At 54.3% G+C, this 13,441-nt stretch carries 12 protein-coding genes; 2 read left to right on the top strand and 10 right to left on the bottom strand.

The features are described 5' to 3' along the window. The 4 genes from Q0510_RS08780 to Q0510_RS08765 all read right to left on the bottom strand — a co-directional run. On the bottom strand, positions 1-207 hold a 207-nt coding region (locus Q0510_RS08780; protein ID WP_298710121.1), incomplete at its 3' end, for a hypothetical protein. Between the two features lie 5 nt (positions 208-212). Next, positions 213-803 (bottom strand): hypothetical protein, encoded by a 591-nt coding sequence (locus Q0510_RS08775; RefSeq protein ID WP_298710120.1) that lies wholly within the window; start codon positions 801-803, stop codon positions 213-215. A gap of 60 nt (positions 804-863) precedes the next feature. Beyond that, a complete protein-coding gene (locus Q0510_RS08770; RefSeq protein ID WP_298710117.1) occupies positions 864-1,034 on the bottom strand; it encodes a phosphatidate cytidylyltransferase in 171 nt (56 codons plus the stop codon). 146 nt (positions 1,035-1,180) lie between these two features. Further along, positions 1,181-2,305, bottom strand: a complete 1,125-nt coding sequence (locus tag Q0510_RS08765) for a FecR family protein (protein ID WP_298710115.1) — start codon at positions 2,303-2,305, stop codon at positions 1,181-1,183. 374 nt (positions 2,306-2,679) lie between these two features. Between Q0510_RS08765 and Q0510_RS08760 the strand changes: the two genes are divergently transcribed. Then, positions 2,680-3,261: an RNA polymerase sigma factor gene (locus Q0510_RS08760; protein ID WP_298710113.1), complete on the top strand. Its 582-nt coding sequence runs from the start codon at positions 2,680-2,682 to the stop codon at positions 3,259-3,261. A gap of 362 nt (positions 3,262-3,623) precedes the next feature. Here the strand turns inward: Q0510_RS08760 and Q0510_RS08755 are convergent, their stop codons facing one another. The 6 genes from Q0510_RS08755 to Q0510_RS08730 all read right to left on the bottom strand — a co-directional run bounded on the left by Q0510_RS08755 (position 3,624) and on the right by Q0510_RS08730 (position 12,889). Further along, positions 3,624-4,439, bottom strand: a complete 816-nt coding sequence (locus Q0510_RS08755; protein ID WP_298710111.1) for an alpha/beta hydrolase family protein — start codon at positions 4,437-4,439, stop codon at positions 3,624-3,626. A gap of 53 nt (positions 4,440-4,492) precedes the next feature. Further along, a complete protein-coding gene (locus tag Q0510_RS08750) occupies positions 4,493-5,080 on the bottom strand; it encodes an RNA polymerase sigma-70 factor (RefSeq protein ID WP_298710123.1) in 588 nt (195 codons plus the stop codon). Positions 5,081-5,314: 234 nt separating this feature from the next. Next, entirely contained in the window at positions 5,315-6,505 is a 1,191-nt protein-coding gene (locus tag Q0510_RS08745; RefSeq protein ID WP_298710109.1) for a thioredoxin fold domain-containing protein, read from the bottom strand. Between the two features lie 86 nt (positions 6,506-6,591). Next, positions 6,592-8,046 carry a RagB/SusD family nutrient uptake outer membrane protein gene (locus Q0510_RS08740; RefSeq protein WP_298710107.1) on the bottom strand — a complete coding sequence of 485 codons (1,455 nt, stop codon included), beginning with the start codon at positions 8,044-8,046 and terminating at the stop codon, positions 6,592-6,594. Positions 8,047-8,057: 11 nt separating this feature from the next. Beyond that, positions 8,058-11,522: a SusC/RagA family TonB-linked outer membrane protein gene (locus Q0510_RS08735; RefSeq protein ID WP_298710105.1), complete on the bottom strand. Its 3,465-nt coding sequence runs from the start codon at positions 11,520-11,522 to the stop codon at positions 8,058-8,060. Between the two features lie 242 nt (positions 11,523-11,764). Beyond that, a complete protein-coding gene (locus Q0510_RS08730) occupies positions 11,765-12,889 on the bottom strand; it encodes a FecR family protein (protein WP_298710102.1) in 1,125 nt (374 codons plus the stop codon). Between the two features lie 248 nt (positions 12,890-13,137). Between Q0510_RS08730 and Q0510_RS08725 the strand changes: the two genes are divergently transcribed. Next, positions 13,138-13,441 (top strand): hypothetical protein (locus Q0510_RS08725; protein WP_298710101.1); only part of this gene is annotated, 304 nt, incomplete at its 3' end.

Raw genomic sequence — 13,441 nt, 5'->3', positions numbered from 1 at the left:
GTTGTTCGCCGGGCGGGGATTGTCGACGCCCAGCACCACGGTTTTCAATTTCCCCAAGGCGGAGAGCCGATTGGGATTGGTACGCGGTGCAGTGGTATCGGTGAAATGCGTGAATTTCCATGCGTGCCAGGCGCAGAACAAGTTGAGCAGCAGTAAAAAGACGCCCGTGAACCAGGCCAGTCTTTTCCAGAATCGTTTACGCTTCATGCGGTTTATTTTTCCAGTGGGAGCACATGTTTCTGCGGGATGAAATGTTCGTCGCTCATGTCTTCCTGCCAGAAATATACGGTATCATTTTCAAGTACGATGCGGTTTTGGAGGGATTCTTCTGAGGGGTACTCCCCGGCCGTGGGAATGAGCCAGGGCCCGGCGATACGTTTCCATCCCGCGGTGGCTAGCGCCCAGGTGGTCATGGAATAGACCGTGCCGTGGAGGGGGCTTTGGAAAAGCGAGAGCTCCGGAAGGCCGTCGCCATTGAGGTCGCCTTCGTTGATGAGGCGGAAGAAGCCGTCGATGCTATCCATGTCCGGGATGAGGCTGGTATTGAATTTCAGGGCGTAAATACCAGGCTCGTCGGGGCCAGGGGATTGTTTCACCAGTTCGCACCAGGCGGTATCGATTACGCCGTCGCCATTGAAATCGCCGGCGATGCCGGTGGCTGCTTCGGGGCCGGAGACGGGTCGCGGAACCGGTGAAACAACAGGAACTGGGTCGGTTGTAACGGATGTGTTTTCGTCGTTTTCGCCGGCGCGGGGCTGGCAGGCATACAGGGAAATAAGGCAGAGTAGAAGTAATCTGTTCATGATGATCCGGGCAGCGGGCAGGCCGTTGCCGGATGCAAAATAATCGATTGACGGGAAACATTAATCTTTCCGGCCACCGCGGGAGAACAGGAAAATAATAAGGCCGAGGACGAGGGCAACGAGGATGAGGCCGGTCCAAACGCCGGCTTTGAAGATGCCGCCTACTACTTCGCAGCTGGAAATGGAGATCGTGAGGAATGCGATGGCGGTGAGTGCGAGGTATCTGTTCATATGTTTTTCTTAATGCGGAACATAATCTGTGCCGAATGAAGGAACACGCTGCCTGCGGGAAATGTTCGGGCGGGGGGATGGTGGTTTGGGGGAAGAAATTCCACATAACTACCGGGCATTCAACAACTATGCACAATTAAACGAGGCTATTTCGCGTGCAGTTTATTGCCTTTCCAGTAGAAGTTGACTTCGCCGGTGAGGTTCATGGCGTTGACGAAGTCCTGGATGGGCTTGTTGCGGTCGAGCCGGCCGAAGAAGCGCCGTCTGCCGACGTCCGGGGAATCGATGACCAGTTCCACATTGAACCAGCGGTCAAGCATGGTGGATATTTCTTTGATGGCGGCGTCATCGAAAAAGTGGACGCCTTCGCGCCAGCTGAGGGTGCGGGCGGGGTCGAAATTCTCCACGACAATGGTTTCTCCGGCGTTGACGAGGGCCTGGTGGCCGGGATTGAGCTCGATGCGGTCGACGCCATGGCGTATGGCTACTTTACCGTTGATGAGGGAGGCAACCATTTGTTTTTCGCTGTAAGCGTTGACGTTGAATTCGGTACCGAGGACCTGTACATCACCTTCGGGAGTGTGAACGGTGAAGGGATTTTGGGCGTCTCCAGTTACTTTGAAGTAGGCTTCGCCGGCTTCGAGGAAAACTTCCCGTTGCTTACCGTTTTCGAAGCGGAAGCGGAGGCGGGATAGGGAGTTGAGCCATACGGTGGAGCCGTCGGACAATTTCACCTGGTAATCGAGGCGTGCGGGGACGACGAGGGTGGTCCATCCTTCGCCGGGCGCCTGGTCGCTGCCGAGTTGGAGGACGCGGTTGTTATTGGTAAAGCTGGCGTCTGAGCCGTTATGTTTTTGGAGGCCGGTGTCTGCCAGGGAGATGGTGGTACCGTCTTCCAGGACGAGGGTAGCGGAGCCGGCTGGGTTGCCGGTGGCAAGGGGGCCCTGTTCCACGGAGGCATTGGGAGAAAGCCAGGTGAGCCATACGGCGCCGGCGATGAGGGCGGCGGCGGCGGTTCCGAGGATGGAGCGGATGATGGTCCTGCGGCGGCGGCGCCGCATGTCCTGTTCGCGGTCGTATACATCGAGCAGGCCGGTGTGCACATCGAACGACGAGAAGGCTTCCTGCAGTGTTTCCGGGGGAATGGACTGCAGTTCGTCGCGGAGTGCGCGGGCGTCGGGGTCTGACTCGAGGATTGCGTCCAATTCCAGTGATTCTTCGGGCGTAATCTGCCCGAGGATCCTGCGAACCAGCAGCAATCGTGTATACATGTTATCTTCCATGCAAGATTTGGTCTATGTTAATAGATGCAAGTGGGTGGATGAAGGGTGAATGGCGGGGAAATAAATCCATCCGCCCGGCGAAGCCGTAAATATAATGAGAGATTCGGTACGGGGTGCATAACGGCTACGGCTGTTGGGCTTTTACCCAAATCGTTAACAATTACATAACGACTCCAAGTCCCCTTTTTACCGAATTTTAAGTAGCGCAGAAACCATGTCCGCCATCCAACCATGTTGGAACACATTTTTTGAACTGCACATTTTTCTCCACATCCATGCTTAAAGACGTGTCGCAGCGCCGCACGCGGCGGAACAGGGATTGAAACTAAATCTGATACTGTTACTTTAAAAAATCTGCAACCGTGGAGGACCAAGAACTTATTCAGCAACTGCAGCAGGGAAATCAGGAAGCCTTTGACCAGGCTTACAAGAAATATGCTCCCACGATGCTGACCATCGCTTATACTTTTATGCGCGACAAGGATGATGCTGCCGATGTGGTGCAGGATTGTTTCGCTACCCTGCTGAACAAGCCGCAGCTCTGGAAGTCGATCCGCGATATCCGCTGGTACCTGATGCGCATGGTGCAAAACCAATGCCTGGGTGTCATCCGCAAAAGAGATATGCAACAGCAAAAAGACGAGGTCTTTCAATACTACAACAAATCCGCCTCGGAAGACGTCTCCCTCCCGGAATCCTACAACAACAACGCCACCCCCCAGGAAAAAGAAAACAAAGTAGTTTCCTGGCTCAGCGCCCTCAGCCCCCAGCGCAAACGCGCCATGGAGCTCGTCTACCAGCAGGAGCTCTCCTACCAGGAAGCCGCCCTCAAAATGGGGATCAGCAAACAAAGCATCAAAACTCACCTCCGCTACGCCAAACAAATCCTTAAATCCAAAATGGCCAGCATCCTCATCGCCGCCGTATTCGTTACCCTTTGGTAAATACAGCCGCGATGAAATTCTTCCGTTCTTCCCCTCCGCCGGCCAGATAACCGTCCACCCACGCTTGCAACAAACATTGCCTGCAAAAACAATCGTTATTCCCAGCGGTTGCCGATCGAATTTGTCGTTGCTTGCGATCACCTTCCTCATTATCACGCAAAAGCATGGGTACGGGATATCACTTTCCCCAAATACCCGGCAATAACCAGCTATCACTTCCCCTGTAAAAAAACCAATTCAGGCTTCATCGCTTCCTTCCAACTTCAATCCAACTTTACAACCACGCAGAAAAAATCACCACAAAAAAAGGGCAATGCCGGAATCCCTTCCTGCATCACCCCGAATATGATCTGCGATAATAACTACTTCGTAAAGTAACGGTGCATGAACAGCAGCTGGTACTCGATCGCGTTCGTCCAGTACGCCCAGTTATGCGCGCCGGGCCGCACCAGGTAATCATGCGGGATATTCCGGTAAGACAGCGCCTCGTGCAGCTTTTCGTTCACACCGAAAAAAAAGTCCTCCGTCCCGCAATCTATCATCAACGCCAGCGAGCCCGCGGTCAACAGGTGCAGCTGGTTGATCACCGTATGCTCTTCCCAGCGCTTCGGCTGCTCCGCATAAGCACCCAGCCGCTTCGCCATGTCCCAGTTCTTCGGGAACGGCCGGATATCTACCCCGCCGCTCATGCTCCCCGCAGCGCCAAACACATCCTGGTGCCGCATGGCCAGGTACAACGCGCCATGGCCGCCCATGCTCAAACCCGTGATCGCACGGCCTTTCGGGCCCGCGATCGTCTTGTATTTTCCATCCACCCACTTCACCAGTTCTTCCGCCACATACGTCTCGTATTGAAATCCCTTATCCAGCGGACTGTTCCAATACCAGCTGCCAAAACCGCCGTCAGGGCATACGATGATCATCCGGAAACGATCCGCCAGCTCCTGCACCGCGGGCACCTTCTTCACCCAGTCCGCATAATTTCCGCTGTAGCCATGCAGCAGGTACACCACCGGCAAAGCCGCATCGCCGGAAGCTTCGGGCGTAATCACGACCGCCGGGATGTTCTTTTTCATAGCGGCGCTCCAGACGTTCACGGTATCCACTTTCGCCGCGAAAGCAGGACTAACGGCCAGCAGCAGCAATGCCACCGTCCAGGAAAAAAACATAGATTTCATAAAAGGTATTTGCGGCCATCAAGATACACAGCAAACCGGTTTTTTCAAACCGTTTACAGATGTGCCGCCCCCGCGGCCGCCAAAGTGAGCAGCACAGGGAACGAGCCGTCCATCCCTTTGCGGATGGCGCGGAGCGAGAGGGAGATTTTCTTTTCCACGGTTTTGATGGAAATGCCCAGCTTTTCAGCGATCTGGCGGTATGTCAGCCCTTCTTCCCGGCTCATGCGCAGGATCCGGCGCTGGTCTTCGGGCAGGCGTTCGAGCACGTTGCGGATGATCCGTTCCATTTCGTTGTAGAGCAATGGTTCATGATCGATCATATCCTGGGTGATGGACGCCAGCCGGTCGTAAAACGCGGCGTCGGACTGCAGCCGGTGCAGGGCTTTCAGTTCCTGGAAACGAACGGCCTGGTACAGATAGGCCTGGAGTTTTTCGATGCGGGCTTCGGCACGGCGGTTCCAGAGTGAGATGAAAACTTCCTGCACCACATCCTGCGCCAGCTGGCCGTCGCTCAGCATGGCGCTTGCCCGCTGGTAGAGCCCCTTCCAGTAGCGTTGGTAGATTACGGTAAATGCATCCTGATCGTCCCCCTGCAGCAATTCATATAACTGCTCATCCGTATATGTCGAATATGCCGGCATCAAACAATAAAAGTACGGGTTTTTCCACCAAATTAATAAACCTCCCTGCACGACCGACCGGCCTCCCGCCTCGCTTTCCGGCGTATTTCCGGGATAAGCGGCCCGTTCACAACGACTAACAAATGGCCCGAAATCCCACTATTTTCAACAACCGATTTCCCGGATACCGGGTACAGAAAGGGCCCCGGAGAAATCCGGAGCCCTGTAATCGCATATAATTATCAACCGTTATGTTTATATTTTACTGAACTCATCCACCAGTTCCTGCGCGAGTTTCTGGATTTTGGATGTTTCGGCGTCGGCCAGCAAGCGTGCTTTCTGCGCGGCTTTCAGTCCTTCTTTCTTTTTCTTCATCGACAGGCAGATCCAGCCGAAAGTGCTTTGCACACTGTACTCTTCGGGTTCGATTTCCACGGCTTTCTTCGCCAGTTTGTATGCCTGCGGCAATAAAGGCTTCATCTTCTCTTCGGTTTCCTTCTTCCCGCTGATCCGCCGGGCCAGGAAGCTCAATTTCTCGGCGTCGTTTTTCAACACACCTTTCATGGCTTTGTCGGTGAGCGCGATGTATTGCTGTGCGCGGCCCTCCCTGAGCAGGAACTCTGCTTCCAGCATCACGGCCTGCTGCTGGCGCTCTTTGGAAGGAGACGCGGAGAAGTGTTTCAGCCCTTCGTAGAATTCCGCTTCGCGGCCCGCATACACATGCTGGTACAAAGTGCTGGACAGCAAACGGTCGGTAAGCACGCTTTGCTCATCCGCCGTTGCGAAATGTTTGAAGTCTTCCTGGTGGGCCAGGAAATATTTCCCCAGTTTATCATTGCTGCTGCGCGCCAGGTTTTTGATCACTTTCCAGCCCAGGGGCGTGCCCAGGGTGCTGTCGGTCATCCTGGCCGTAATCTCGCCGGCTACTTTCTCGGCCGTCTGCCGGTCGGACCGGTTGAGGGCGAGGTAGTAATTCAGCAGGAAGGGTACATCGCGCTGGCCGGCTGCATATCTTTTTGCCAGGGCGGCGGTGTTGCGCTCGGGATCGGCGGCCATCCGCCCTTCTTCGAGAAACTCCTCGGCCGACATGCGGGAGCCGCTGCGGTGAATGACTTCTCCTTTACCGTTGATGAAAAGGTAAGTCGGGAAGGACTGCACATTGTATTTCTTCCGCAGTTCGTGGCCTTCTCCTTTTTCCATATCGATTTTCGTGTTCACGAACCGGGCGTTGTAGAAGTCCGCCACATCTTTCAGGACAAAGACGTTTTTGTCCATCCATTTGCAGGGTGCGCACCAGGAAGTGTAACAATCGAGGAATACGAGTTTATTTTCCTTTGCGGCCTGTGCCAGCGTTTCGTTCCAGGAATCGGTTCCGAACCGGATGCCATCCTGTGCTTTGACGGTAAAAGCGGCGAAGAGGGCGCAAATCAGTAAGAATGGTTTCATGATGATGTTTTTGAAAAAGGGCGCCGGATGGACCGGCGCCGCTGGGTTGTATGGGTTTGTCATTCGTGGTTCAGAATGGCTGGCTTTTATCTGTCGTATTGCGGGATGCCGGGATTCATGGCCAGTACGCGCGGCGGCACGGGCAGGATGTACCGGTTATCATTCGGCGCAAGCGTCCATGTTTCCGATTCGTGCTTATGCGTCACGGTTTTGGCGAACCGGGGATCTTTATTGAGCCGTTTCAGATCGATCAGGCGGCTGGGGCCGATGAAGCGCAGTTCGCGCCTGCGCTCATCGAGAACTATGCGCAGGGCTTCGTCTTTTGTAGCGGCAACAAGCGGTTGGTTGCCTTTGATGCGCATGTCGCGGAGCGTGTTGAGATGCGCAAGCGCTTTGTTTTTATCACCTACGCGGGCTTCGCATTCTGCTGCGATGAGAATCACTTCGGGTGAGCTGAGGCCGGTATTGAATTCGATATAAGGCGCCCACAATTCCCTGCCGGGAAACTTCACGGAAGAACCTGAGCCGAATTTCGAACTGCCATGGCAGAAGAACAGCTGGAAGCGCATGTCTGTTGCTCCGGGTGCAAGATCTGCGGCATAGGTGGCGATCAGGTCCTCAGGGGCGTACACTTCGCCATGCATCGTTCCGTTGCTGGCGCTTCCGAGGCGGATCCAAACGCTTTCGGGATTGAGGTCGGCGTTGGGGAAGCCGGTACTGTCTGCCGGAAGGCAAACCCTGCCGAAGGTGGTCCCTTCAATGTTGACATAATTCTTGTAATCGATCAGGGTCGCATTTCGCTTCAGTGCTTCATTTGCATTCCCGAGCGCCTTTTCATAATCCCCCATATAGAGGTACATGCGGCTGAGAAATGCAAAGCCAACGCTTTTCAGCGGATGGAAGTTGTTGGGTACTTTTTCCGACAGATCAGGGGTAGCCATATCCAGGTCCTTCTTGATCTGATCGTAAACGGCAGCAACGCTCACCCGCTCGTAGGGAACGTTGATGTCTTCGGACAATACCATCGGCACACCAAAATCAGTGGCGGCGGTAGCCGGATCATAATGCTTTGCATACAGGTTTACGAGCAACAGGTATTCAAATGCGCGGCCAACCAGTGCTTCGGCCCGCACCCGGCGCTTCTCCCTATCCGTTGCGTCTGTCACATCCATAACATTGTTGATCACCGTGTTATAGACGTAAATATGTTGATAGGAGGGCTCCCATTGCGAGTCCTGCGCTCCCATGTCCATGATCTGGCCGCCGTCGAAACGGTACATCCGTTGCTTGAATGCCGCATAGCGGTTGAAACCTGCCGATTTGCTTACGTCGTTGTTAAGCCCGGCCTGCACATCGTCTGTCAGGTAGTTCGGATAGGCGGAAGCAGCGCGGGAAAGTGAAAGGTTATTCAGTAATTTTTCGTAGTCGCCGAATTTCTCCGGGATGGTATATCCTTTCGGTGTGATATCGAGGAAATTGTTGCAGGACGCCAATAATAACGCTGCCCCGGCAATTATGGATAATATGTTTCGTTTCATCATTTTACCAGCGTTTAAAGGTTAAGGTTGAGCCCGAGCGTGTAACTAGGCGGTAGGAGAATCCCTCTTGAAGCGCTTCCAAGCCCGCTTCCCGACCACACTTCCGGGTCAAGTTTCTGGGAATTGGCAGACCATCTCCAAACGTTCTGTACCTGGAAACTGATGCGCAATGCTTTTACTTTCGCTTTCTGCAGCAGCGCCGAAGGCAGGTTATAGCTCAGGGTTACGTCGCGCAGCTTGATGTAGCTGGCATTCGCAACATGCTTATCCGCCGCTTCATACACCATGCTGACGTTCGATGAGGGTTGGGAGATAAATGCGGGCGACATGTCGGGATTTGCCTCATCGCCGGGCTTCTTCCAGTAATTCAAAGCATTGCGGTCCATGTTCGTAGTGTAGTTCAGCTCCGGAAGCCTGGTAAGGAACGGCGCTACGACGTCGCGCATCTTATGGCCGCCGTAATACATGAACATCGCAAACAGTTCGAAGTTCTTAAAACGGATATTATTCAGCAGTGAAGCGGAATACGGCGGAACCATCGTACCGGAATAAACCAGGTCATCAACCGTCAGCTGGCTGGCATCCATCACAATTTTCCCATCTTTGGTGAAAGCCTGCGGGCGCCCCTGGTCGTTCAGGCCGGCGTACCGGATGCTATACAGCGATTGCATGGGAACACCCAGCCTGTTCTGCGCAGAAGTCACATAGCTGCTTACATCATTCGCGGAGATGTAGAGGTTCGTCAGTTCATTTTTGTTATAGTTGAAATTGAACGTGCTGGACCAACGGAGGTCTTTTGTGCGGATATTTTCGCTGGTCAGCGAAACATCCACGCCCCTGTTATACATCTCGCCATAATTCACGAGAATGGTAGACCAGCCGATAGTGGGGTCTGATTGCAGGTTGCCCAGCAGATCGTTCGAATTCTTGTTATAAAAATCCATAGAACCCGTCAGCCTGCCGTTGAGCACGTTAAAATCAATCCCGAAATTCACCACATTGGTTTTTTCCCAGCGGAGGCCGGAATTCGGGGGAGATGCCACAGAAGCCTGCAGTTCGTTCGTATAATAATGCGGATTGGTTTCGTCGCGCGTGATCATGTAAGGGCCGGCATCCTTGGCGATATTACCATTCACCCCGTAAGTTCCCCGAACGGCGAGTCGGTTCAGCCAGGGCAGGTCGTTCTCGCTGACAACATACAAAAGGCCCGCAGACCAAAGCGGCCGGTATTGGTACTTGGGATCCGTGCCGAAAAGGTTGCTTTGATCCATACGGATCGAACCTGAAGCGGTCCATCTTTTTCTATAGGTGTAGGAACCGTTGCCATAGAACGATACAAACCTGTTTTCTACTTCGGTAAATCCGCGTTCTTTCCTGGAATAGTTGAAATTATTGAAGACGGATTGCGTTTTTTGCAAAGGCCTTCCCAGTTTCGATTCGTCGATAGGTTTATACACCAGCGAGAATTCGTCATAGCCATATTTGTAGATATCCGTTCCGGTGGACAGGATACGACGGCGCTCCGCACCAGCAATGAAAGAAACTTCATGGTCGCGGTTGAAAATCTTGTTGAAATTCAATTGCGCGCGAAGGGTATAGGAATTGAGGGCGGTGCGGGCTTCGCTGAATTGACCGCCGTTGGGGATCCACATGGTATCGATACCGCCGGTGCTGGTGGTAGCATCGTTCACCATCGTTTTCACGTAATTGGACCCGGGGCGGTACAACTGGCTGCTCAGCCCTTCTGTCCGCTCGCTCTGGTAACGCACGTCGAGGGAAAGCCCCTGCATCAGGCGGATATTTCCTCCCACATTCAGGTTCAGGTAGTTGGATTTGTTGATGTAATGCTGTTGGCTAACTTCATTCAAGGGGAACATCGTTTCGTCCAGCGAGCCGCGCGCGATAAGCCGGTCGATCTCAAACTGTGATTTCTGACCATACCATTGCGCAGGCGTACCGTCCGCATTGCGGATCATGTAGTAGCTGGCGCGCCCGCCGTTCAGGTTGCTGTAGCCGTTGAAACCATTGTCGTATTCCGCGCGGGTATGGCTTCCCATCACGCCCACATCCAACCGCAGCCATTTGTTGAGGTTGAACATGTTCTTGAGATTGTAACCGAAGCGGTCGTTCGATTGAATCTTTTCGTACGGATTATTCTTTAAATAGTTTACCGAAAGATTATACCGGTGTTTCTCGGTTCCGCCGGAAAGCGAAAGATTGTGCTGTTGAACAAGCGCCATGTTCCGCAGGAACTCATCCTTCACCTGGCCGTACCGGTCGAGATGGCGGTATTTTTCCAGTTCATTTTCCAATTCCGCGTCGGTGAGATTGCCTGCTTTATGCGCATACATCAGCCCGTAAACGTCGTTAATGAATCTGCGCTGGTCGAGGCCGGCGGGATCGTTCGACCAATACTGGAAAATATCCCGCTGAAAATTTACAAGCTCCGCGCTGGACATCCGGTTCATATATCCCCTGTCCGGCAGCGGCGTTACTTTGAATGAGTTGGTATAGTTTACGGAAAGCGGTCCGGGTTTGCCGTTTTTCGTGATGATAACGATGACGCCATTTGCCGCCCGTGCTCCATAAATGGATGCGGCAGACGCATCTTTCAGCATCGTTACAGACGAAACGTCATTCGGATTGATCGCATTGATATTTCCTTCAAACGGCATTCCGTCAACTACATACAGCGGCGCTTTCTCGGCCCGGATGGTGGATACGCCGCGGATCTGCGCGTCGCCCTTATAATAGGTGAAGCCTGCCGCCATACCTTCCAGCCTTTCTGTCAGGTTCGCCTGCATTTTGTTCTCCAGGTCTTTGGCGCCGATATTCGAAAAGGATCCCGCCGCCCGTTCTTTCGACAAGGTAGCGTACCCCGTGCTCACGATAGAAACGCCCTGCAGGCGCGAAGGGAGCTGTTCCAGTTTGATGGTGAGCGTAGTTTCAGGGCCTACTTTCACTTCCTTCTCGCTGAAACCTACATAGCGGATCACCAGTACGTCCCCTGCGTCTGCAGAGATCACGAACTTACCTACCGCATCAGATACCGCGGTACGTTTGGTGCCTTTGATCTGGATGGAAGCCCCCGGCAGCGGGGTGCCCTCGTTATCGGTGATTGTTCCCCCGATCTCCAGCACCACAGGCTTCAAAGCCTCCATGGTGGCGGGAGGAGCATAAGTCACCGGCTTGCGCTTCACGATCACCACTTTATCTACGATGGAATAAGTAAGCGGCTGGTCGCGGAAAGCGGCGCGCAGGGCAGTGGCCATATCCGCCCCGTTCAGCTGGAGATCGACGGCTTCCAGCTGGTGTACGTCTTCCCGCGAATACAGGAAGGAATACCCCGTTTGCTTTTCCAGCATATTGAAAAGCCTGCCGAGCGATACTTTCTTTACGGAAAGAGAGACAGACTGGCCGTAAGTTCCGGCGCTGACCGTAATACACGCCGTCAGCATAAATACAGCGGTTAGTTTCATAATCTTCCACATTTTGCTCCCGGGTAGCATCTGGCGGGAGGTGGTACAATCTGGAGGGTACGGATTACCCTGCCGGTGTTGGCACCTGGCTTTTAAAATCATACTTTTGATTTTGGGTGATAAATAAATTTTCTCTCAACGGAACATTTGTTGCGCCCTGGCAACCGGAGCTGGTACCTCCTGTTGCCGGATCCCGGCCGCAAAGCCGGGATTTTTTTTGGGCTATAACGGTCTAATGTTTCTTACGGTTTTACGATGATCTTATTCCCTTCGATAATAAATTTCACACGGCCGGTCATTTCCAGCATTTCCAACACGCGCGATACAGGCAGGTTGCGGGGCAGCGTACCCACGAAATGATGGGTCACTTCTCCCTCATACACCACTTCTGCTCCATACCAGCGTTCTACCTGGCGCATCACTTCGGTGATGGGCGCTCCGTGGAAAGTGAACTTCCCGTCTTTCCAGGCGGTAACGGCGCTCATGTCTACCCCGGAAGCCACCTTGATCTGCCCGTCGGGCAGCAGGCTGGATTGATCGCCCGGAGCCAATACACGGCTCTCCCCGCCTTTCCCGACGCGCACTGCTCCCTCCAGGAGGCTCGTACGGATGGAAGGCTCGTTGTCGTATGCGTTTATGTTGAAATGCGTGCCCAATACGTCTACCGTCATGCCTTTGGCGATGACGCGGAAAGGATGCGCGGCGTCTTTGCTGACTTCGAGGTAGGCTTCCCCTTTCAGCTCCACCAGGCGCTCGGCCCCGGTAAAAGCCGTCGGGAAGCGTAAGGAGGAACCCGCATTGAGCCATACCTTGCTGCCATCGGGCAGGGTGAGGCGGAACTGGCCGCCGGCGGGGGTGGAAAGGGTGTTGTAGACGGGTGTTTCCGCCACCTGGCCAGACTGGTATTCCAGTACACCGGCGGCAGTCTGCATGACGTCGGCGCCGCCCTGCCGGGCGATGGCTTCGTGGCTTTCGTTGCCCAGGGCGATGACGGAACCGTCTGCCAGGGTGAGGGTCGCCTTATCCACACCGGGATCCAGGTCGTTTTTGAAACGCTCCTCCCGGGCCAGGTGCTCCACGGGCGCGGCGGAAGGACGGAAGAGAAAGAAGGCGGCCCCGGCAGCCAGTACCACGGCGGCGGCGGCATACCACCAATTCAGCCGGCGGGGAGCCGTGGGCTGATGGATGGAGTGGATGATACGGGCATACATCAGCATCTCAAGGTTGCTTTCCTCTTCGGGCGACAATTCCTCGCGCGGCTGCTGCTCCAGGCGCTCGCAATATGCGTCCACCAGGCGCTTTTCCGCATCAGACGCCGAACCATCCCGATAGCGGTCTGCCAGTAAAATAAATGTATGCTTGTCCATAACCTCGTACTTATATGTACTGGAATCGGACCTCCCCCCTACACCTCCGGTGATATTTTTTTTGGATAATCTTAAAATCCGATCACAATAACCCCGATTCCAGCCTTCTGAAGCCGCAATAGCCCCTGGCGGTCAACAGATTGCCGTCCATACGCCACAATACTGCCGTAACCGGTTGTTATCCGGAGGCTTGCGGGCAGGGAGGCACCGTATTTGTAACGTTGTGGGGGAACACCAAATCTTTCCGCATGAAAAACCTGCCCATCACGCTGTTGCTCTGTGCCGCCGTTGCATCCTGCGGCCAGCCGGAACCGAAACAAACGAGCCAGACGGCCGTTCCGCCCGCAGAAGATACCATCGCGCAGATGCCCGGCGGCGGCCCCAGGCCGCAAAGCAGTACCAACGAACAGCTGTTCCGTACTACCCTGACCGCCTTCCGCACCGCCGCCACCCGGATCTTGCTCGCCTCCGCGTCGGCGGACACGCTCATCCATCTCCATGCCGTGCCATCTTTCGGGCTCTACACCGTTCTTTCCGGGCACACGCGCGCCG

Source organism: uncultured Chitinophaga sp. (assembly GCF_937874145.1).
In the GTDB taxonomy this organism is placed as follows: Bacteria; Bacteroidota; Bacteroidia; order Chitinophagales; family Chitinophagaceae; genus Chitinophaga.
Note: the sequence above shows the minus strand (reverse complement) of the source record. Positions and strands in the feature narration are given on the sequence as shown.

Excerpts from the sequence above, each read along its gene's own strand:
- Q0510_RS08775 (WP_298710120.1), bottom strand. The coding sequence starts at position 803 with ATGAACAGATTACTTCTACTCTGCCTTATTTCCCTGTATGCCTGCCAG.
- Q0510_RS08770 (WP_298710117.1), bottom strand. The coding sequence starts at position 1,034 with ATGAACAGATACCTCGCACTCACCGCCATCGCATTCCTCACGATCTCC.
- Q0510_RS08765 (WP_298710115.1), bottom strand. The coding sequence starts at position 2,305 with ATGTATACACGATTGCTGCTGGTTCGCAGGATCCTCGGGCAGATTACG.
- Q0510_RS08755 (WP_298710111.1), bottom strand. The coding sequence starts at position 4,439 with ATGAAATCTATGTTTTTTTCCTGGACGGTGGCATTGCTGCTGCTGGCC.
- Q0510_RS08750 (WP_298710123.1), bottom strand. The coding sequence starts at position 5,080 with ATGCCGGCATATTCGACATATACGGATGAGCAGTTATATGAATTGCTG.
- Q0510_RS08745 (WP_298710109.1), bottom strand. The coding sequence starts at position 6,505 with ATGAAACCATTCTTACTGATTTGCGCCCTCTTCGCCGCTTTTACCGTC.
- Q0510_RS08740 (WP_298710107.1), bottom strand. The coding sequence starts at position 8,046 with ATGATGAAACGAAACATATTATCCATAATTGCCGGGGCAGCGTTATTA.
- Q0510_RS08735 (WP_298710105.1), bottom strand. The coding sequence starts at position 11,522 with ATGAAACTAACCGCTGTATTTATGCTGACGGCGTGTATTACGGTCAGC.
- Q0510_RS08730 (WP_298710102.1), bottom strand. The coding sequence starts at position 12,889 with ATGGACAAGCATACATTTATTTTACTGGCAGACCGCTATCGGGATGGT.